We start from the raw sequence: 19,922 nt of genomic DNA on the forward strand, positions 1-19,922 counted from the left end.
CGTCAGTCCACCAGCGCCGAAGCCATGGCGCGGGCCTGCCGCAGCCACTCGGCGCGCTGTGTGTCGGTGGAATCGGTCACCGTGCGGAAAACGGCGCGCCGTACGTCCGTCACCCCTGTGTACGGCAGGATGCAGGCGCGCCAGATGTTGTCCAGCGGGTCGTTGAACTCCTGCTCCTCCCGCTGGGCCGGGGTGTCCGAGGTGTTGAGGACCAGGGCGCGGTCCGCGGACAGCAGTCCCACGGGCTCGCCGTCCGCGGCGCCCAGCTTGTAGGCGACGCCGGGAGCCAGAACCCGCTGCACCCAGCCGGCGAGGACGGCGGGCGGCATCCCCCACCAGTTGGGGTGGACGAACACGAGGGCATCGGCCCCTGCCACCTCCGCCCGGTGCCGGGCCGCCGCGGCGTCCTTCGCGTCTTCGGCGTCCCCGTCGACGGCCGCCTCGCTCACGGTGTCCGTCTCCTGCGCCGTCAGCAGCGGGTCGAACGCCTCGGCGTACAGGTCGTGTGCCAGCACCTCGCAGTCGCGCTGCCGCAGCTCGTCGACGACGGCGTCGAACAGGGCGTGGTTGAAGCTGCCGGGACTGGGGTGTGCGAGATACGCCGCTATACGCATGGGGTCATTGTGGAGCATCCGCACGGTGGTGGAGGCGCCCTCATGACACTGCGTGAACGCCTTTCGTAGCGGGCATGACATGCATCCGACCGGGCATACGGGGTGATCAGGGATAGGCTTGTCGATGATGGGCGCGCAGGAGGCGCCGGGCCCGGTCGGCCCGTGCCGCCGATATGGAGTGGTACTGATATGGGCGTGAATCCCTCACCTCCCGGTCGAAACGCCCGTGATGCCACACAACGGGCAGGTGAGGTCATCGAACTGCTCGAAGTGCTGTGGGAGCGGGGCAGGAACGCCGTCCCCACCGCCCCGGTCTCGCCCTCGCAACTGCGCGTCATGTACTGCGTCGACCGCGACGAGGGCATGAATCTGCGCACGCTGGGGGAGGCGCTGGGCTCCGCGCCGTCGTCGGTCAGCAGGCTCTGCGACCGGCTGGAGGCGATCGGATTCGTGGAGCGCTCGCCGAGCCCGACCAGCAGGCGGGAGCTGGAACTGCGGCTGACCCGCCGGGGCAGGGCGTATCTGCGGAACCTGCGGCAGCAGCGGGAGGAGGCCCTCTTCGAAATCCTGGCCGCCATGCCGTCCCGCGAACGGGAAGCGCTGCTCAAGGGGCTGAAGGGCTTCGTCTCCGCTGCGGAAGGTGCCTCCTCCTACCCTTCGTCGGCGGTCCCCACCGAGCGGACGATGAGACCTGCCTGACCGGCGCAGGTCGACCGGTCCTCGGCCTACCCAGCGGTGCGCCCACTGCCTACTGTGGCGTCATCGACTGTGGAGGGGGAGCAGTGTCTTACTCAGGACCGCCGTATCAGCCAGGCCCGCCACCCGGAAACGACTCCAACACACTGAGCATCGTCGGCATCGTGCTCGGAGCCATCGCCTTCATCTTCTGCCCGCCCGGCTTCGGAATCGCGGGCATCATCTGCGGCGTCGTCGCCAACTCCAAACGGGAGCGGCTCGCGCCGATCGCGATCGGGGTGTCCATAGCCGGGCTCGTCCTCGGCATGGTGCTCGGCGTGCTGGTCTTCCGCGGGATGTACGGCGGCTGACCGTCGGTGCCCCGTCGCGGGGCGCGGTTTGACGGCACGCTGCGCGGTTACCCGCAGCCGCATGGCTGACCCGGTGAAGAACGCGAAGGGAAACAGTGCGGAGAGCGCGGCCAAGACCGCGACGGCGAACGGGGCCAAGGACGGCGGCACTCGGCGTGCCGCCAAGTCCACGTCCCCCACCACGGCCGCGGCCTCCAGGACCGCCGCCAAGGCGGGCGAGGCCGCGAACTCCGCAGGAGAAGCCGCGAAGAAGAAGGGAGAGGCCGCCAAGGACACGCTGGTGTCCGTGGGATCCAAGGCGGGCACGGCCGCCACGGTCGGGGTGGCCGCCGTCAAGGAGCGCAAGAAGATCACCGCGGGCGCGGCCGGCGGACTGCTCGCCCTCCTGGCAGGAGCCTTCGCGCTCGGGCGGAGGACCGCCCGTAGAAGCGCGGGGCCTGTGACGCGACTGACCAACGGCCGTATCTGACCGGTCGATGCGTCAAGGCCGACGAAGGCCGGACGGGCTGAAACGGTCCGTCCGGCCTTCGCTGTGCGAGGCTCCGGCCTTCGCTGTGCGGGGCCCGCAGCGCGTGCCTGCCCGGCCCGCGGTCTACGGCCCGCGGCCTCAGCCTCAGTGGCGGATCGTGCGGAGCCGGTCGAGGCGGCGGGTGCTGCGCCGGTGACCGAAGGGGCCGGGCAGATGCAGCGATGTCGTACGGCGCCCCGCCGACCTGCGCATCCGGCGCGGGCTGTGCCTGCCGCCCGTGGTGATGGTCACCGAACGGCGGTGGATGTTCATCCGTACTCCCGGCAGAATCCGGAAGCTCTTCCGGTAAGCGAGCCCCATGATTCCTCCCTCTCGCACTTCCTGTCGTACTGCTGAGGTCCCCGAGTACCCGCCGGGGAGCCGCCCAGTCACGGGCCTTGCGGCCCTTGAAGACAGGGGCGCTCGGACCGCGGAGGCGGTCGATTACGAGGAGTCACGGCCGGTGGCGCTACGCACCGTGCCACCATGAGCGACGGCGGGCACATGGCGGCGGACGGGAAGGCGGGTGCGGCGTGGCGGCAAAAGCCCTGGTGGTGCAGAACACGGCCCTGGGAGGACCGGGCCGGTTCGGCGACTGGCTGGCGGAGGCCGGGGTCGCCATGCAGATCGTCCGGGCGTACGAGGGCACACCGCTGCCGCCGCGGCTGACGCAGGACGCGCTGGTGGTGCTGGGCGGCGGCTTCATGCCCGACGACGATGCGCGCGCTCCCTGGCTGGCGCCCACGCGCGCCCTGGTGGCGGAGGCGCTCGACGCCGGTACGCCGGTCTTCGGGATCTGCCTCGGCGGACAACTGCTGGCGCACGTCGCCGGGGGAGCGGTGGCGGCCGAGCACGGCGAGCCCGAGATCGGCAGTACCCCGCTCACCCTGAGGGCCGAGGCACAGAGCGACCCGCTCTTCCACGGTCTGCCCCGGCGGGTGACCGCGATCGAGCGGCATGTGGACGCTGTCACCGCTCTGCCGGCCGGCGCCGTCTGGCTCGCCGAGAGCGAGCGCTGCCCGTACCAGGCGTTCCGCGTCGGGGAGCGGGCGTGGGGTGTGCAGTTCCATCCCGAGACCGCCCCGGAGCGGATCCGCGCCTGGGACGCCGGACGCCTGGCCGCCCACGGCCTGGACCGGGCGGAGCTTCTCAGCCGGGCCATGAAGGACGCCGTCACCGCAACCCCGGTCTGGCGGCAACTGGCTCACCGCTTCGCGGCGTTGGCGCAGTTGGCGCAGCAGTCGGCGTAGGGCGGCAAGCCCGATTGCCGCGGTGCTGCCGGTCCGCACGGGCCCGCAGGGGCAAGGCCGCGAACGTGGCGGCGAACTCGGCGTCCGTATGGGGGCCGCAGCTGTGCCAACCGCCTTGCACAGGAAGCGCCCCGCCGAATGAGTGCCCGACGAGATGGAGGTACTGCCCGCCGCGGTTCTGAGCACATCGGGGCCCGGCCGTGTTCGCTCGCGGTCGAGATGGCCGAGCAGGTGGGCCAGCGCATGCGGGGCGTGTCCCGTCCCTGTGCGCTCACGGCATGCGCGCGCCGCGGATGCGCTGGTAGCCGGTCGGTGAGGGCACCCGGAGGGTGTGCGCGAGGTGTTCTGCGACCCGGGCATTCGGTACGGGGCGGTCGGCCCGGCGCCGGCTCGTAGCAGATGAAGTGGTCGTACCACGCGAGCCGGAGCCGGTCGGCCAGTTGATCGACCTCCCCAGGGCTCTTCTCCAGGACGGCCTCGTGCGGGCCCTCCGGAATGACCTCCACAGCGCTGCCGAAGAGGAGAACCCGAAAGCCCGAACCGCACTTGTCGAAGCGGACGGTGAGGTGCCGAGGGCGGTGACCGGGCTCCTTCGGGAGCGCGGTGAAGCCGTCGCTCGGGTCATGAACTGTGGTGACGGCCAAACGCGTCGGACGGCTCACCTCTTCCTTCCGCTTCCCCCGCACGTCAGCCATGTTGCTCCTGCACGATGTGGACGCCTGCCGGGACACCGGTCACCCCGGGCAGACGGTCACCCACGCGCAACTCACGGAGACGGGGAAAGGCTCGCAGCCATTCCATTGATACTCCGACACTCTGGGACAGCCAGAGGTGAGTCAGGTGCTCGGCGGGGAGATGGGCGGTCAGCTCAGTGGGCGTGAGCGGACCCACGACCTGTACTTGTGCGCGGCCGCCGAGCGCGGCCAGCGCACGCAGCTCCGCGAGGTCGGAGACGGGGAAGTACAGGTCGGTATCGTCCAGGTGGGCGATGATCTCCCGGGCGTAGCGATCCGTGTCGTAGCGGCGCCAGCCTTGTGCCAGTTGGCTGCGGATGGCGTGGCTTCGGCGGTCGCGCAGGAGGGCCAGATAGTCGATGGCCATGTCGTCGCCGATGGAGGTGGCGGTGACGGCGAGGAGGTACGCCTGCGCGTCGGACACAGTCGAGGGATCCGGGAGCAGTTCGAGGACGAGAGGACCGGTCCATCCCAGGGCGCGAGCGGACGCCGTGCTGGTCGGCGGAACCAGGGCACTGCCGTAGCGCCGCACCCGGGCGCGGATTTCGGGGTCGAGCTCCCGGACGTGCTCCAGGCAGGCGAGGGCCAGGAGTCTGCGGCGGAGGCGTTGTGCACCGCGCTGACCTGAGTGCGGGGCGAGTAGCCCGTTCAGCAGATGCGCGCACTCGTCGGGGCGGGCATGCGCCACCGCCATGAGTACGACGTCCTCCCACTCGGCGCGATGCGCGTTGCCGAGCAGCAGATCGAAGTCGTACCGCCGCACGATCTCCTGCGCCGCCAGGTGGTCCCGAAACGTGTCGTGGACGAACTCGACGGTGCCGGGAAAGGGTTCGCGCAGTACGCCGGTCCGGTCGAGCAGATGGCGGTACACATGCTCCGCCCTGACCTCGTCAGGGACGTCCGGCAGGGCCGGGAGACACCGATCGAGGATGTCAACGGCCGTGTGCCTGTCCATCTCCGACAGGTCCTCGACCAGCATCCGGTGTGCCAGCGACTGGAGCAGCAGGAGCTTCGGCTCCAACGGCAGCTGAACGGGGTCGGCGCGGGTGATGTTCCGCTCGGAATCCCGGCGTTCGAGGAGCATGGCCAGGACGGCGTCGTACAACTCCTTGCGGCTGGTCGGAAGGCTGCCACCGCGGTCCCGGTACAGAGCGCAGAGCAGCCCGCACATCAGCGGATTGGTGGCGAGCCGGCCAAGATGGCGGGAGGTGTGGAGCGCGCGGAGAAGGTCTTCCGCGTATGCGTCGAGCCGGTTCGAGTCGGCGGACGGCTCCTGTCCGGCCTCGTGATGCCAGCGCCGGACGAAGTCCGACACCTCGTCGTGACTCATGGGCACCAGCAGCAGCTCACTGAAGCCCAGTGGTGACAGCCAGCCGTCATGCACGGCGGACGGCCGGGCGGAGACCAGCCATACGTTGCCTGGGTACATGCCGATCCATACGCGCAGCCGTTGCCGTAGCCACTGCCGCTCACTCGCCGGTACTTCGTCGACGCCGTCGATGAGCAGCAGCGCGCGGCCCTCCTCGAGCACCCGCTCCACCCAGGCGGCGGGCGGCGCGCCGACGCTCGCGTATCCGATGGCGGCCGAGAGGTCCGAGGGCGGCGGGAACCCTTCGGGCGGAAGGCGCCGTACCGGCACCACAAAGGGAATGCGCCCGTGCAAATGGGAAAGCTGAGGCGGTAGTTCGCGCTGGACCGTGGACACGGCAAGCCGCTGGATGAGCGTGGTCTTGCCAGAGCCCGCCTCGCCACAGACGAAGATCCGGGTCAGCCCCGCCAGAGCCTGCTCCACCGGGACCGGCGCAGAGCCAGAGCCTTCGCTGTCAGGGTGTTCGCACCGCAGGCTGAGGTAGACGGCGTCCAGCGGCCAGGAGCCCGGGGTGTGGTGGAGGTCGATGCCGTGGAGGGTGAGATGGCCGTGGGATCCGGCGATGTCCCGCGCGTAGTGCTCCTCGAACTCGGCGTCCGCGCTGCTGGTCTCGCCACGGTGGGCGGGGCGTTGGGGCCTGTTCTGGAGTTCGTCGAGCCGGTTCCGGAGGTCGGCGAAGCGTTGGCCTTGTTCGGCGAGATTCCCTGCTGCGAATGAGACGCGCCGCGCGAGGGATTCCAGAACGTGCTGCGCGATGCTGTCCACGAGCAGGCCGTACAGGAGCGCTCCGTGCTCGGTCAGCGCCCGGTCAGCGTCGGGCACAGCGGACTTCAACAGATGCGCGAGGTGCTCCGGCCGCGACTGGAGGGCCTCCGCAGCGCTCATCTCCAGTTCTCCCAGGACCGCCAGGGTGCGGGCGAGGGCGTCGGTCAAGGCGGCGTCTTCATCACGGTCGACGGGCCGTTGCCCGGGATCGCTCACGGCTCGCCGCACCAGGTCCCCGGCCAGTGAACGCAGGTCGCGCGCGTTGAGGGCGTTTCGCTCCCCGTGGAAGTCGACAAGACGCCGGAGTGGCTGTTTGCGCTCGTCGGCCTCGTGGGGGACGAACAGCAGGTCGATCTGTGCGGCGACGGAGGGCTGGGCGAGGCGCCTGACGACGCCCGCCGCGTCGATGCGCGAGGCCCTGGGCGCTGGCCCCTCGATCTTGACGAGGTGCAGTGCGATCTGGCGGCACGCGGCCCTCAGGGCACGGCGGTACGTCTCGGCTTCGTCGGCGGACAGGCCGAACTCCGATGGCGGGGCCAAGCGTGTCAAGCTCTCGGCGACCTCGACCGCCGGGCGTTCCCGCATGTCCCCGACGCTGAGCTGGAGGTCGCGGAGCCTACGTAGCGCATCTGCCACAGCTTTGGTGATGTCGCGCTGCTCCATGGCGACCGGGATTGCCGCGGTGACCTCCTGGAGCGGAATACCGAACTCCCGGTCGTAGACCGTCAGACGCAGCGTCCGGTCGCCGTGCTCGGCTGGGGTGAAGGTGAAATCGACGGCCCTGGTCCCTTCCCTGCCCACGGTGTACAGCCGCGAGGCCGGGGTGACGGTGTCGCGCTCCGTGGGGGTAGCGACGACGAGTAAGGCCGCTTCGTCGGCCGGCTCCGCGCGCAGAGGGTGGGTCGGCGGCGCATCGAGCTCGAACCGGATCGTCGCAGGTGCCCCAGCCTCGACGGCGCCGTCGAGAAGGGTCACTCTCACCTCGCAGCGGCGAGCACGCTCCGAGGGCTCTCCACCGTGCTCGGCCGACCGGTCCGACGCAAGAGCAATCACCTCACCGCCCTCCCTCACACCTGCACCGAGCGAGACATAGCGGACCAACTCATTGGCCAGAAGCCGGAGTTCCTGACCGTCTTCGAGGTCAAGCACGGCGGACACCGGCGTCGACCGGTCGCCCTCGGCCCCCGAAGAGGTGGGCTGGCCGATGGCGCACAGCCTCTCGACGCGACGGGCGATGCTCTCCGGCAGATCGCCTTCGCTGACCCCTGGCTCCACGCGCACCGCCCTACCCCCGGGAAACCACTGAACTCGCTTGCAAGAATTCTAGGTTCCACCCGAGCCCGCCGTATGGGCCTGTGGAAAACCCGGACCGGCCCTGCGTACCTGGATACGGACTAGCGGTACAGCACCGACTGGATCTTCGGGTCGTCCACGTTGTGCCGGTCGTACCAGTAGTAGCCGGTGTTGATGGTCTTCGGCAGTTTCTCGCCCCGCTTGGCCTTGAGTGCCGCGTCCACCACCTTCCGGCCGATGGCGAGCGGGTCCTGAGTGATGGCGCCGAGCATCTCGCCCTTCCGGATGGCGTCGATCTGGCCTTTGCCGGAGTCGAAGCCGACCGACTTGATGTGCTGGCGGCCGCTCTCCCTGACGCCCTGGATGACGCCCATGGCGGAGCCCTCGTTGGTGCCGTAGATGCCCTTGAGGTCGGGGTTGGCGGTGATGACGGCCTTGGTGATGTCGGCCGATTTGGTCTGGTCGCCGCCGCCGTACTGCACGGGCAGCAGCTTGATGCCCGGCGCGTGCTTCGACATCCAGCCCACGAAGCCGTCCCGGCGGTCGATGCCCGAGCCGCTGGTCTGGCTGTGCGCCACGACGGCGACCTTTCCCTTGCCGCCGAGCGCCTTGGCCAGATGCCGGGCGGCCTCGGCGGCTGCCGCCCGGTTGTCCGTCGCGACGGTGGTACGGGGAATTGCGCTGTCCACCCCGGAGTCGAAGGCGATGACGGGCACGTTGTCCCGCTTCGCCTTCCGCAGCATGGGTTCGGTGGCCCGCGAGTCGAGCGCCGCCAGCCCCAGTGCGTCGGGCCGCTTGCCCACGGCGTTGGTCACCTGTGTCACCTGGGTCTCGACATCGCTCTCCGTCGCCGGGCCCTGGAAGCTGATCTCGGCGCCGCGCTCCCTGGCCTCCTGCTGGGCGCCCTTCTTGACCGACTGCCAGAACTGCTGCTGGAAGCCCTTGGAGACGATCGCCACGTACGGTTTCTCGCCGTCGCCTGGCTTGTCCGAGGCCGCGCAGCCGCTGAGCGTCGACATCAGAGCCGCCACCAGGAGCGCGGCGATGCGCCGGCTACGCATGGTCATCGGACTCCCTCGGTGACACCGGAGACGGCGGCGGCACGTTTGCGCGCCATGTCCGCGTAGACGGCGACGACGATCACGCTGCCGAGGATGACGTTCTGCCATTCCTGCGGAACGGCCAGCACCTGAAGGCCGTTGTTGAGCACCGAGATGATCAGCGCGCCGATGACCGTACCGACGACAGACCCCTTGCCGCCGCTCAGCGAGGTGCCGCCGATGACGACTGCGGCGATGGCCTGGAGCTCGTATCCCATACCGGTGGCGGGCTGGGCCGAGCCCAGCCGCGCGGAGATGAGCACGCCGGCCAGGCCGATGAACAGGCCCGCCAGCGTATAGATGACGATCTTCCACTTGCGTACGTCGACACCGGAGAGCGCGGTGGCCTCCTCGTTGCTGCCGATGGCGTACGTGTAGCGGCCGAGTACGGTCCGGCTGAGCGCCACTCCGGCGAGCACCGCGACGGCGGCCATGATGAGCACAGCGTTGGGGAAGTCGGTGCCCGGGATGATGCTGCCGGTGGAGATGTCCGTGTACGCGGTCGAGTCGAAGTAGATCGGCGCACTGCCCGAGATGACCAGCGCCAGCCCGCCCGCCACCAGCATCATCGCGAGCGTGGCGATGAACGGGGGCAGTCCCAGCACGGTGACGTTCAGCCCGTTGACGAAGCCGATGAGCGCCCCGAACAGCAGCGTGCCGAGGACGCCCACGGTGATCGGCAGCCCCAGGTTGGTGATCAGGACACCGGAGATGACGGCACACAGCGCCATACCGGTGCCGACCGACAGGTCGATGCCGCCGGTGATGATCACGAACGTTGCGCCGAGCGCCAGTGTGCCGATCACCACCGTTGCGAAGAGGATCGAGGTGATGTTGCCGTAACTCAGGAAGATCGGGTCGGCGATCGCGAAGACCACACAGATCACGACCAGGCTGCCGAACGCCAGGAGTTGCTGGAGGCGGCCCTTGAGCGTGCCGCCCGCCACGGGTGCCGGAGCGGCGGAGTGCTGTTCCTGCTGGGGCGCTGAGGCCGTCGAAGCTGTCATCACTGGCCTGCCTTGGGGGTGCCGGGGCTGCTGCCGGTACGGGAAGCGAGGTCGTCGGGTGCGGAGGGTCCCTGGCGCTGCGTCCCGGGACGCAGCGTCGCGTAGTGCATGACCTGTCCTGGGTGGCTTCTGCGGCGGTGAGTTCGCCGGTGATCCGGCCTTCCGCCATCACCAGGACACGGTGCGACATCCGCAGTACCTCGGGCAGGTCCGAGGAGATCATGATGATTGCCTTGCCCTGCCCGGCCAGTTCGTCGAGGAGGCGGTAGATCTCCTCCTTGGCGCCCACGTCGATGCCGCGCGTCGGCTCGTCGAAGATCAGCACATCGCACTCCTTGACCAGCCACTTGGCGATGACGACCTTCTGCTGGTTGCCCCCGGAAAGGTTCTTGACCGGACGGCCGATCGACGGCGTCCGGATCCGCAGCGTGGCGACGGCCTCCGCCGCGTGCTCCCGGACCGCGGCGTCACGGACGAAGCCGAACGACTGGAAGCGTTCCTGGAGGGAGCTGAGCGCGATGTTCGTACTGACGCTGTCCTCCACCAGCAGGCCCAGCCGCTTGCGGTCCTCGGACAGATAGCCGATGCGGTGCCGTGCCGCGTCGGCCGGGTTGTTGATCCGTACGGGGCTGCCGTGCAGCGTCACCGTGCCGGAGGTGACCGGATCGGCGCCGACCAGCGCCCGGGCCAGCTCGGTGCGGCCAGCGCCCATCAGTCCGGCGAAGCCCAGGATCTCACCCTTCCTGAGCTCGAAGCCGACATCCCGGAGCAGGGCCTTGGTGCTCAGTCCGGAGACCGAGAGCACCGTTTCGCGGTGCTGCCGTACGCTCCTGGGGCCGGCGCCCTCCTCCAGCGCGCGGCCCACCATGCGGGCGATGACCTCGGGCATGCTGGTGTCCGCGGTCCGCAGGGTCTCGACGTACCGGCCGTCGCGGATGACGGTGATCCGGTCGCAGAGCGACGTGAGCTCCTCCATCCGGTGCGAGATGTAGATGACGCCCGTCCGTGGCCGTACGAAACGCCGGATGAGCTGGTGCAGTACCCGTACCTCGGTGTCGTTCAGTGCGGCGGTCGGCTCGTCCATGATGAGGACGCGCGGGTCGTGGGAGAGGGCCTTGGCGATTTCCACCATCTGCTGCTGGGCGACGGTGAGGGTGCCGACGGTACGGCGGGGATCCAGCGGGAGTTCGAGGCGGTCGAGCAGCTGCCGGGTGCGGGTCTCGAGCGCCCGGTGGTCGAGCAGGACGGCGGCTTTGCGGGGTTCCCTGCCGATGAAGATGTTCTGAGCGACCGTCAGGTCCGGCATCAGGTTGAACTCCTGGTGGATGATGCTGATGCCGCGTCGCTGCGCGTCCCGCGGTCCGGTGAGGCGCAGCGGTTCACCGTCGAGGAAGAACCGGCCTTCGTCGGGGGCGTGGATACCGGAGAGCAGTTTCATCAGCGTCGACTTGCCCGCGCCGTTCTCCCCGACCAGTGCGAGCACTTCGCCGTGCCGCAGGTCGAGCCGCATCCGGTCCAGGGCCTTGACGCCGGGGAAGCTCTTGCTGACGCCCTCCACACGCAGCAGCGCCGGGTCGGCGTGGGCGGCTGCCGGTTCCGCGTTCTCGCCGGCCATCTCAGGGCTGTTTCATCGGGTCGAGGCTGCGCACGGCGACTCCTCCAGAAATCGATTTCAGGTAGCGTAGAAATGCAGGCTCAGGCCGTCAACAGGTGCGACAGAGGCCATTCTTGACGGCTGTCGCACGTGCCGCGTCAGGGCTGGCCGCATGCTGCCCGACCTCGTCCGACCTCGTCCGACCTCGTCGACGGCGCCGTCGGCAAGAGGACCGTTGACGCTGAAATCGATTTCTGCAAGCCTGCGACCATGCCCCTCAACGCAGTCCTAGGCGTGGATATCGGCACCTCCAGCAGCAAAGGCGTCCTGGTCGGACTGGACGGCACCGTGCTGCGCTCGGCCGTACGCGAGCACACCGTCGACCGGCCTGCGCCCGGACATGTGGAGATGGACGCCGCAGTCTGGTGGGACGAATTCGTCTCCCTCTCGCGCGAACTGACCGACGGCGTCGACGCCGAGGTCGTCGCCGCCGGAGTCAGCGGTATGGGCCCCTGTGTCCTGCTCACCGACGCCGACGACACACCGCTGCGCCCCGCCGTGCTCTACGGCGTCGACACCCGCTCGACCGCCCAGATCGCCAGGCTCAACGAGGAATTGGGTATCGAGGAGATCCGCCGCCGCTGCGGCTCCGACCTGTCCAGCCAGGCCGCCGGAGCGAAGATCGCCTGGATCGCGGACGAGGAACCGGAGCTGTACGCGCGCGCCCGTCGGCTCTACATGCCCGGCTCCTGGCTCGTCCGCAAGCTGACCGGCGCCTACGTCCTGGACCACCACTCGGCGAGCCAGACCACCCCGCTCTACGACACCGTCGCCCGCCAGTGGTACGCCCCCTGGGCCGACCGGATCGCCCCCGGCATCGAACTCCCGCCGCTGCGCTGGTCCGGCGAGGTCGCCGGCACCGTCACGGCCGAGGCCGCCCGCCGCACGGGACTGCCCCAGGGCATCCCCGTCATCACCGGCACCATCGACGCCTGGGCCGAGGCGCTGAGCGTGGGCGCACACCGGCCCGGCGACCTGATGCTGATGTACGGCACGACGATGTTTCTGATCCACACCGTGCCCGGGCTGCTCACCGACCCGGCACTGTGGAGCACCGTCGGTGCCCTCCCCGGCACCCGCAACCTCGCCGGGGGCATGGCCACCTCCGGCGCCGTCACCGGCTGGCTGCGCGAACTGTTCGGCAACCCTGAGTACACCGAGCTCCTCCAGCTCGCCGAAGCCGCCGGGCCCGGCGCCAACGGCCTGCTGATGCTCCCGTACTTCGCGGGGGAGCGCACCCCGGTCATGGACCCGCAGGCCCGCGGCGTCATCGCGGGCCTGACCCTCTCCCACACCCGCGGCGACCTCTACCGCGCCGCGCTGGAGGCCACCGCGTATGCCGTACGGCACAACATCGAGGCGCTGGAGAAGGCGGGCGGCGACATCCGCCGCGTCGTCGCCGTCGGCGGCGGCACCCAGGGCGGGCTGTGGACGCGGATCGTCTCCGATGTCACCGGCAGACCCCAGGAGTTGCGTACCACCACCATCGGCGCCTGCTACGGCGGCGCGCTGCTGGCCGCGCAGTCGGTGACCGACGCCTCGATCGACGCCTGGAACCCCGTCCGGGAAACCGTTGGCCCGGATCCCGAAAACACCGCCCGCTACGAGGAGTTGTACGGCCTCTACCGCGCCCTCTACCCGGCCTCGGCCGACGTGGTCCACGCCCTCGCGACCCGCCAGGACCGCTGACCGGCCGCGCGGACCCGGTCGGTTCCCGGGCGGCCCGACGGACGTGCCGAGACAGGTCGCCGACTCTTCTCTTCGGCCGGCTGCCGACGTGTCATCCGCGCTTGCGGAGGTACGCCTCCAGCTCGGCGGCCCCGGTCAGCATGGCCCGCCCGCGCGCTGACAGCCGGTCCCGCCAGTCGCACAGTGCGGCCTCCAGCGGCTCCGGCCCGCCGGCCGCCCGCACTTGGGCGATCAGCAGGGCGATCTGCTCCAGCAGGTAGCCGCCCCGCCTGAGCTGGTGGGCCAGCCGGGCGTCCCGTACATCGCCCTCGTCATAGACCCGGTAGCCGGTCAGCGGGTCGCGGTGCGGGTGCACCAGCCCGGCGCGCTCCCATTTGCGCAGCGTCGCGGGCCGGATTCCGAGCTTCCCTGCCAGCGGCCCGATGAACGTGGCTCCGGACCCGGACACCGCGGCCGGCTCGGACGCTGCGGCCGGCTCGGACACCGTTGTCGGCTCGGGCGCCGCGGTTGGGTCCAGGTCGCCCAGGGCGCTCTCCACGGCCTGGAGGGTCCCGCGGTCGTGGAGGAGCTGGGCGTGGCTCTCGTCGATGAGGCGGAACGCCCCGTCGGTCGCGCCCTCGTTGACGGCCCGCATGATCGACGCCGCTGTCCGGTGGCCGTGGCCGGGCACCAGGGCGAGGAACGCGCGCAGGGCCTGCGCGTGCAGCGGGGCGTAGCTGCGGTAGCCGTGGGGTGTGCGACCGGCGGCTGGAAGGATGCCGGCCTCCTCGTAGTTCCTGACGGCCTGGGTGGACAGGCCGTTCGCGCGTGCCAGGTCGATCGGCCGGAGCCGCTCACCGTTTTGAAGGTTTCGCCCCATGAAGCTGATGATATCGGGGGAAAGTTTACACAAAGAGTTCAACGATACCGTTGAAGGCATGGCAACTGACATCAAGGACACCGCCCATGCCGTCGGGGCTGCCGCCGTCATGAGTCTGCTCCCGGCCCGGCCGCAACTGCTCGCACTGGGCGAGCCCACCCACGGTGAGGACACTCTGGTCGAGGTGCGCAACGAGCTCTTCCGGCAGCTCGTCGAGCAGGAGGGCTATCGGACGATCGCGATCGAGAGCGACTGCGTGAGGGGCCTGGTCGTGGACGACTACGTCACCTCGGGCACGGGCACCCTCGACGAGGTCATGGAGCACGGATTCAGCCACGGGTTCGGCGCATCGGCGGCCAACCGCGAACTCGTGCGCTGGATGCGCGACTACAACTTCCGCGCCGACAACGACGGCCGGCCCGCGTTCGAGCGACTGCACTTCGCCGGTTTCGACGGCCCGCTGGAGATCACCCATGCCGCGAGCCCCCGGCAGGCCCTCACCGCACTCCACGGCTACCTCGCGGCCCGGGTGGACGCGGACATGCTCCCCTGCACCGCGGAAACGCTCGACCGCCTGCTGGGCGCGGACGATGCGTGGACCGAGCCGGACGCGATGATGGACCCGGCCAAGTCCACCGGGCGGTCGGCCGAGGCCCGGGAACTGCGGCTGCACGCGGACGATCTGACGGCGCTGCTGGAGGAGCAGACACCGCACCTGATCGCGGCGACCTCGCGGGCGGAGTGGGACCGGGCGCGCCTGTACGGACGCACCGCCATCGCCCTGCTGCGCTACCACTTCTGGATGGCCGACACCTCGCCGACCCGCATGACGCGGCTGCTGGGCGTGCGGGACTCGATGATGGCCGACAACCTCCTCGCCCTCGCCGAGCGGGGCCCGGTGCTGGCCTTCGCCCAGAACAGCCATTTCCAAAGGGACAAGAGCACGATGAGCATGTGGGGCCATCCGCGGCTGGAGTGGTGGAGCGCCGGCGCGCTGGTGAGCGCCCACCTGGACGAGCAGTACGCCTTCCTGGCCACGGCCCTGGGCACGATGCGGCACCAGGGAGTTGACACCCCGCCGCCGGACACTGTCGAAGGACTCCTTTACATGCTCCCGGAGGATCGCTACGTCGTCGACGCCGCCCGGCTGGCCACCGCCCTCGGCGACACGCGGCCCGCCCCCCGCGTGTCTCCCTACTACGGCTACGCCCCACTTGACCCGGCTCACCTGGCCCAATACGACGGGATCGTGTTCGTCAAGGACGTCCCGCAGAGCTAGCGCCACCTTCCGCAGTGGCCTGCTGCGGCGCGGTATCGACCAGCGGCACACGCGCACCCCAGCGGCTACCGCGCGCTCATGGAGTCCCGCCCGTCACAGCGGCAGCGTGACGTCGCTGACCGGCACGGCGCAGCACAGCAGTACCGAGTCGTCGGGCGGCGGCAGCGTCGGCGCGGTGGTGTAGGCGGCCTTCCCCGCGCTCAGCGGCTGCTCGCACTGGAGGCACGCGCCGCTGCGGCACGCGGATCTGGCCGGGACCCCGGCGCTTTCGGCCAGGTCGAGCAAGGTTCCGCTGTCCGGCTCCCACACGGCGGTAACCCCGCTCCCGGCGAACGATACGCGGAACGGGCCGGGCTCGGGCGGCGGCGACGGCCGCGCGGCTTCGGCGCGCGGCGAGACGAAGACCTCCTGGCGCACGGCGGACTCCGGCATCCCGCGCCCGGTCAGCCCCGCCCTCGCGTCCCGCATGAACTCCACCGGCCCGCACAGATACGCCTCCGCTCCGGTGAGCACCCCGGGCCCACCGAGCGCGTCCAGCGTTCCGAAGTCCGGGCGCCCGGACCGCGCGCCCCAGCGCTCGCGCTCGCCCGGAGACGCCTGGGTGAGGAACAGTTCGGCCCGGCCGTACGGCAGCGTGTCGATGAGATCCCGCGCCTCGCGCCAGAGAGCGAGCGACTGCGTATCCCGCGCGGTGTGGCACAGCAGCACCTCGCGCGACGGCTGTTCGGCCACGCAGGCACGCAGCATCGCCAGGGTCTGGGTGATGCCGATGCCCGCACTTGCCAGCACCAGCGGGCGGGTGGCGGTGGTGTCCAGGGTGACGTGCCCGTGCGGACCGGAGATCAGCAGTTCCTCGTCCAGGAGCGCCTGCCAGCGCAGCAGCCCGGACATCCGCCCGTCCGGCGCGTGCTGCACGCTGATCCGCAGGTCGCCGCCCTTGACCCCGGAGAGCGTGTAGCAGCGCCACACCGGGCCCGCGCTGTCCGCCGCGTGGATCCGCAGATGCTGGCCGGGGAGGGGAGCGGCGCCCGTGCCGTGCTGCGGATCGCGCAGCCACAGGCTGGTCACCGTGCTGCTCTCCTCCTGTCTGCCGACGATCCGCGCGGGGCGCGGCCACTGTGCGGGGTCCGGGCGGGAGGCGCCGCGCACGGGGCCGCTGCCCGCGCCCCGGTGGGCCACCGTGTCCCCCGTACGTACGGTCCCTGGGGCGATCACGTGGGCACGCAGGCCGCAGTAGATGTGGCCGAAGCGGGTGGTGAGTTCAGCCGGTACGTTTGTGTCCACCCGAGAGGTGGCCGGATCGACGCAGGTGGCTCGGCAGCGGCTCATGGGGCGCAGCACCTCCAGTTCGGCGCCGCCCACCGATATGCGCTGCCCGACCAGTCCGAACTCGGCCCACGCGCCGAGCCCCGACAGATACAGGTTGCCCCGGAAGCGCAAGGGGTCGATGGTCTCCCCGGCCGCGGCCGAGAGGGCGTCCACACTGTCGAGGTTGATGACCGAGACGGTGCCGTCCTGCTCGTCCCAGTAGGCGTTGTCAGCGTGCACCAGCGCCGCGGACGCGTCGATCTCGCCCGGAAACCACTCCCGCAGCGCCGCCGTGGCCCGCTCCAGCGAGCCGGGGTCGTCGAGCCCGGCGCTGACACCGTCCGGGCCCGCGCCGGGCCCGGCACCGGCGTCGGTACCGTCGTCCGGGTCCGCAGCCGGGGGCCGCGTCAGGGTCACCGTCCGCGCCTGGGGGTCCAGCCGGACGCCGACGCCGAGCAGCCCGGTGTGGGTGGTGAGCCTCGCGAAAGTCTCGGTCGGCGCCCACTGCCCACCCTCCGGGATGCCGTGCAGGCCGTCGGCGAGAGCCAGCACGCGGTCGTACGGGATGCCGCTGCCGGGCCGTATCCACGCGCTCGCCAGGCGCTGGCCGGCGAACCCCTTCACCGGATACCGCACAAGCCGTTCCACCCGGGCGCCGGTCGCGCTGGTCGTCACTGTTCCGTCCTCCTCGGCCGATCCTTCTCAGCCACCCTCCCTCAACCAACTGGTGAGGACCAGGTTTGATGTTTGGAAATCAATGTGAAAGTGAGCCTCAATGATTGATCTGCGGCGACTGCATGTCCTGCGTGCCGTGGCCCACCACGGAACCGTCACGGCGGCGGCACGGGCGATGCACGTCACGGCCTCGGCCGCCTCCCACCAGATCCGCCAGCTCGGCCGCGACCTCGACGTCACCCTGCTCGAACCCCAGGGCCGCGGCGTGCGGCTCACCGCGGCGGCACGCGAGCTGCTGCTGCACGCGGAGGAGATGGAAGAGCGCTGGGAGCGGGCGTACGCGGCGCTGCACAGCGGTGCGGAGCCCAGCGGGGCTCTCCGGCTGTGCGGGATCTCCACGGCGGTGGCCGCGCTCATCGCCCCGGCGGCCCGCGCTCTGCGCGACCGCTGTCCGGCGCTGGACGTGCACGTACGGGAGGCCGAACCCGCTGAGGGCTTCGATCTGCTGCTGTCCGGAGCGACCGATCTCGCGCTCATCGAACCGACCCCGGACACACCGCGGCTCGATGACCCGCGGTTCGCGCAGGAGGCGCTGCTGACCGACCCCTTCGACCTGCTCGTCCCCAACGGTCACCCCCTCGCCGGACGTACGCAGGCCGTGCCGGGGACCACCCTCGGGGACGCCGCCCACGAGCCGTGGATCGTGGAGATGGAGCACAGCTCCTCCCGCTACTACACGCTCGCGGCCTGCACCAGCGCCGGCTTCAGCCCGTACCTGGCGCACGAGGCGCGCCACTGGAGCGTTGTGGCCGCACTCGTGGCGGAGGGCCTCGGCATCGCGCTCGTACCCCGGCTCGCCCAGCTTCCGCCGCTCGCCGTCACCCGGGTCGAGCTGCGCGGCCGACCCGCCCCCGCACGGACACTGCTGGGCGCCATACGGCGCGGCAGTACGGACCGCCCCGGCATCGCTGCGGCCCTCGCCGCGCTCCGCGCGGTCGATGTCCCGGCCTCAATCCCGGGGCTGGCCCCGGGCGCGGAACCGGCCCCGTAGCGGCCCGGGCCGGCCCGGACCGGCGCTCGGTTCGGCGTGCCTGTCCAGCTCCCTGACCGCTGCCGTGACGTCAGCCTGTGACCGCCGGGTGGGCCGGTGCCCCGCCGTCGCCCCCGGCCGGCATCCCGTGTTCCGCCAGCGGTCCCACCGTCCAGCCCGCAGCGCGGCAGCGGGCGACCAGGCGGGGGAGGGCTGCCAGCGTCGCCCGCCAGGAACAGGGGGCGCTGTTGCGGTCGCTGTCGTGCAGCAGGACGGTCGCCCCGCCCGTCAGCCGCTCGCCCAACTCCGTAAGCACGCTGTCCGGGTCGGCATCGGCCCGCCAGTCGCGGCCCCAGGCGGTCCACAGCACCGGACGCAGCCCCGCCCGCCGCGCGGCCCACCAGCGGGTGGCGGTGAGCACCCCGTACGGCGGCCGGTACCAGCGGGGTGCTGTGCCCGCGGTCTCGCGTACGGCAGCCGCGGCGCGCTCCAGGTCCGCGCGGTCGGCCACCGGGCGGGGCAGCCACGCGGGCTGGTGCTCCCAGCAGTGCACCGCCAGCTCATGGCCCTCGGCGGCCATCCGCCGCACAAGAGCCGGGTGCCGCTGCACGGCCGCGCCCTGGAGGAAGAAGGTGGCCCGCACGCCCAACCGGTTCAGCTCCCGCAGAAAGTGCGGGGTGGACCGTACGTCCGGCCCGTCGTCGAAGGTCAGGGCGATATGGTCGGCGCTGCCCCGCCCGTCCAGCGACGGGCGGAGCACAGCGCGTACGGCAGGCAGCCAGGTCGCGGCGGGGACGATGTGCACGGCGGCGACGGCTGCCGGCGCTGCGGCCGCCAAGGCGGCCAGGGCACGTGGCCGGTTCACCAGATCTCCTTCTCGGAGGTGCCCACCACCGCCGGTGACCTGGCCAGTTGCACGCTTCCCACGCTGATCAAGACCAAGGCGACCACCTCGGGTGCCACCCGCCAGCCCAGCGACAGCTGCTCGTCGAACAGCGCGGCACCCAGCACCACGCTCAAGAACGCGTCACCCAGCGTGAGTGCGGGCTGCGACGCCACCAGCGTGCCCGCGTGCAGCGTCAGTTGGAGCAGCAGAAACCCGGAGACCCCGGCCACGGCCACCCCGTAGGTCTGCCACGCCGTCAGCAGCGCCACCGGCCCGTCGTCCGCCAGCCGCGAGATCGCATCCTTCATCAGCGCCGCCGTCACCCCGAACAGCACGGCTGTCGCCGAACCCAGCACGGTCGCCCGCGGCGCCGACGGCAGCCGGAACGCCACCACGGTCAGCGCCACCACCAGTGCCGCCATCAGCGGGGCCGCCACCACCCAGCGGTCCGACGGTACGGAGGCGGACCCGCCCGACGGCCACACCAGCCACAACAGAGCTGCCAGCCCCACCACCATCGCCACAAACGCCACCCATGCCCGCCGCCCGGGGCGCTGCCGGAACACCAAGCTGCCCAGCATCAGGGTGAACAACAGCTCCGTCGTCATCACCGGCTGCACCACGGCCAGCGGCCCCGTCGCCAGAGCTCCCGCCTGGCACACCGCGGACACCACCAGCATCGCCGCCCCCCACAGCCACACCGGACGGCGCAGCAGCCCCGGCAGCCACGACAGCCGCCGCCCGGAAGGGCCGGGCCGCTGCACCGCTGCAGCCCGCCGCTGGAGCACCGAGGCGGCGGCGTTCCCCAACGCCGCGAGCACCGCCAGCAGGACCGAGACCGCCGTCCACAGCACGT

At 71.0% G+C, this 19,922-nt stretch carries 16 protein-coding genes and 1 pseudogene; 7 read left to right on the forward strand and 10 right to left on the reverse strand.

Annotated features, from left to right (window positions below; genetic code table 11):
• Positions 1-2 precede the first annotated feature (2 nt).
• Positions 3-614, reverse strand: a complete 612-nt coding sequence (locus ACTWP9_RS25555; protein WP_443248616.1) for an NAD(P)H-dependent oxidoreductase — start codon at positions 612-614, stop codon at positions 3-5.
• 189 nt (positions 615-803) lie between these two features.
• Here ACTWP9_RS25555 and ACTWP9_RS25560 point away from each other — a divergent pair, with 189 nt between their 5' ends.
• The 3 genes from ACTWP9_RS25560 to ACTWP9_RS25570 all read left to right on the forward strand — a co-directional run bounded on the left by ACTWP9_RS25560 (position 804) and on the right by ACTWP9_RS25570 (position 2,129).
• Complete coding sequence (locus ACTWP9_RS25560; protein WP_443248617.1) at positions 804-1,313, forward strand: MarR family winged helix-turn-helix transcriptional regulator; 510 nt, start codon at positions 804-806, stop codon at positions 1,311-1,313.
• Between the two features lie 83 nt (positions 1,314-1,396).
• Positions 1,397-1,660 (forward strand): hypothetical protein, encoded by a 264-nt coding sequence (locus ACTWP9_RS25565; protein ID WP_443248618.1) that lies wholly within the window; start codon positions 1,397-1,399, stop codon positions 1,658-1,660.
• 61 nt (positions 1,661-1,721) lie between these two features.
• Entirely contained in the window at positions 1,722-2,129 is a 408-nt protein-coding gene (locus ACTWP9_RS25570; RefSeq protein ID WP_443248619.1) for a hypothetical protein, read from the forward strand.
• A gap of 144 nt (positions 2,130-2,273) precedes the next feature.
• Here ACTWP9_RS25570 and ACTWP9_RS25575 read toward each other — a convergent pair whose 3' ends face one another.
• Entirely contained in the window at positions 2,274-2,489 is a 216-nt protein-coding gene (locus ACTWP9_RS25575; RefSeq protein WP_443248620.1) for a DUF4236 domain-containing protein, read from the reverse strand.
• Positions 2,490-2,701: 212 nt separating this feature from the next.
• Here ACTWP9_RS25575 and ACTWP9_RS25580 point away from each other — a divergent pair, with 212 nt between their 5' ends.
• Positions 2,702-3,418 (forward strand): type 1 glutamine amidotransferase, encoded by a 717-nt coding sequence (locus ACTWP9_RS25580; protein WP_443248621.1) that lies wholly within the window; start codon positions 2,702-2,704, stop codon positions 3,416-3,418.
• A 687-nt stretch (positions 3,419-4,105) separates the two neighbouring features.
• On the opposite strand, the gene ACTWP9_RS25585 is transcribed toward ACTWP9_RS25580, so the two are convergent.
• The 4 genes and pseudogenes from ACTWP9_RS25585 to ACTWP9_RS25600 all read right to left on the reverse strand — a co-directional run.
• The gene (locus ACTWP9_RS25585) at positions 4,106-7,567 is read right to left on the reverse strand and encodes an NACHT domain-containing protein (RefSeq protein WP_443248622.1); all 3,462 of its coding nucleotides are present in this window, start codon (positions 7,565-7,567) and stop codon (positions 4,106-4,108) included.
• 113 nt (positions 7,568-7,680) lie between these two features.
• Positions 7,681-8,646: an ABC transporter substrate-binding protein gene (locus ACTWP9_RS25590; RefSeq protein ID WP_443248711.1), complete on the reverse strand. Its 966-nt coding sequence runs from the start codon at positions 8,644-8,646 to the stop codon at positions 7,681-7,683.
• Positions 8,643-9,686 (reverse strand): ABC transporter permease, encoded by a 1,044-nt coding sequence (locus tag ACTWP9_RS25595; protein WP_443248623.1) that lies wholly within the window; start codon positions 9,684-9,686, stop codon positions 8,643-8,645. Before ACTWP9_RS25595 ends, ACTWP9_RS25590 begins: the two co-directional genes overlap by 4 nt.
• 361 nt (positions 9,687-10,047) lie before the next feature.
• A pseudogene (locus ACTWP9_RS25600) lies at positions 10,048-11,301 on the reverse strand (sugar ABC transporter ATP-binding protein); the annotation flags it as partial.
• 249 nt (positions 11,302-11,550) lie between these two features.
• Here ACTWP9_RS25600 and ACTWP9_RS25605 point away from each other — a divergent pair.
• Entirely contained in the window at positions 11,551-13,029 is a 1,479-nt protein-coding gene (locus ACTWP9_RS25605) for an FGGY-family carbohydrate kinase (RefSeq protein ID WP_443248624.1), read from the forward strand.
• 91 nt (positions 13,030-13,120) lie between these two features.
• On the opposite strand, the gene ACTWP9_RS25610 is transcribed toward ACTWP9_RS25605, so the two are convergent.
• Complete coding sequence (locus ACTWP9_RS25610; RefSeq protein ID WP_443248625.1) at positions 13,121-13,888, reverse strand: TioE family transcriptional regulator; 768 nt, start codon at positions 13,886-13,888, stop codon at positions 13,121-13,123.
• A gap of 58 nt (positions 13,889-13,946) precedes the next feature.
• Here ACTWP9_RS25610 and ACTWP9_RS25615 point away from each other — a divergent pair, with 58 nt between their 5' ends.
• The gene (locus tag ACTWP9_RS25615) at positions 13,947-15,167 is read left to right on the forward strand and encodes an erythromycin esterase family protein (protein ID WP_443248626.1); all 1,221 of its coding nucleotides are present in this window, start codon (positions 13,947-13,949) and stop codon (positions 15,165-15,167) included.
• 93 nt (positions 15,168-15,260) lie between these two features.
• Here the strand turns inward: ACTWP9_RS25615 and ACTWP9_RS25620 are convergent, their stop codons facing one another.
• Positions 15,261-17,150: an MOSC domain-containing protein gene (locus ACTWP9_RS25620; protein WP_443248627.1), complete on the reverse strand. Its 1,890-nt coding sequence runs from the start codon at positions 17,148-17,150 to the stop codon at positions 15,261-15,263.
• Positions 17,151-17,250: 100 nt separating this feature from the next.
• Here ACTWP9_RS25620 and ACTWP9_RS25625 point away from each other — a divergent pair, with 100 nt between their 5' ends.
• The gene (locus ACTWP9_RS25625) at positions 17,251-18,201 is read left to right on the forward strand and encodes a LysR family transcriptional regulator (RefSeq protein ID WP_443248628.1); all 951 of its coding nucleotides are present in this window, start codon (positions 17,251-17,253) and stop codon (positions 18,199-18,201) included.
• A 70-nt stretch (positions 18,202-18,271) separates the two neighbouring features.
• Here ACTWP9_RS25625 and ACTWP9_RS25630 read toward each other — a convergent pair whose 3' ends face one another.
• Positions 18,272-19,048, reverse strand: coding sequence for a polysaccharide deacetylase family protein (locus tag ACTWP9_RS25630; RefSeq protein WP_443248712.1), 777 nt, complete (start codon positions 19,046-19,048; stop codon positions 18,272-18,274).
• A complete protein-coding gene (locus tag ACTWP9_RS25635; protein WP_443248629.1) occupies positions 19,042-19,920 on the reverse strand; it encodes a DMT family transporter in 879 nt (292 codons plus the stop codon). The genes ACTWP9_RS25630 and ACTWP9_RS25635 overlap by 7 nt, the downstream gene beginning before the upstream one ends.
• Positions 19,921-19,922: the final 2 nt, after the last annotated feature.

This window comes from Streptomyces sp. 3N207, from assembly GCF_052246355.1.
In the GTDB taxonomy this organism is placed as follows: Bacteria; Actinomycetota; Actinomycetes; order Streptomycetales; family Streptomycetaceae; genus Streptomyces.

Bases quoted from the DNA above. Each gene is read 5' to 3' on its own strand.
- ACTWP9_RS25555 (WP_443248616.1), bottom strand. From the start codon at position 614: ATGCGTATAGCGGCGTATCTCGCACACCCCAGTCCCGGCAGCTTCAAC.
- ACTWP9_RS25560 (WP_443248617.1), top strand. From the start codon at position 804: ATGGGCGTGAATCCCTCACCTCCCGGTCGAAACGCCCGTGATGCCACA.
- ACTWP9_RS25570 (WP_443248619.1), top strand. From the start codon at position 1,722: ATGGCTGACCCGGTGAAGAACGCGAAGGGAAACAGTGCGGAGAGCGCG.
- ACTWP9_RS25575 (WP_443248620.1), bottom strand. From the start codon at position 2,489: ATGGGGCTCGCTTACCGGAAGAGCTTCCGGATTCTGCCGGGAGTACGG.
- ACTWP9_RS25590 (WP_443248711.1), bottom strand. From the start codon at position 8,646: ATGACCATGCGTAGCCGGCGCATCGCCGCGCTCCTGGTGGCGGCTCTG.
- ACTWP9_RS25595 (WP_443248623.1), bottom strand. From the start codon at position 9,686: ATGACAGCTTCGACGGCCTCAGCGCCCCAGCAGGAACAGCACTCCGCC.
- ACTWP9_RS25605 (WP_443248624.1), top strand. From the start codon at position 11,551: ATGCCCCTCAACGCAGTCCTAGGCGTGGATATCGGCACCTCCAGCAGC.
- ACTWP9_RS25610 (WP_443248625.1), bottom strand. From the start codon at position 13,888: ATGGGGCGAAACCTTCAAAACGGTGAGCGGCTCCGGCCGATCGACCTG.
- ACTWP9_RS25615 (WP_443248626.1), top strand. From the start codon at position 13,947: ATGGCAACTGACATCAAGGACACCGCCCATGCCGTCGGGGCTGCCGCC.
- ACTWP9_RS25625 (WP_443248628.1), top strand. From the start codon at position 17,251: ATGATTGATCTGCGGCGACTGCATGTCCTGCGTGCCGTGGCCCACCAC.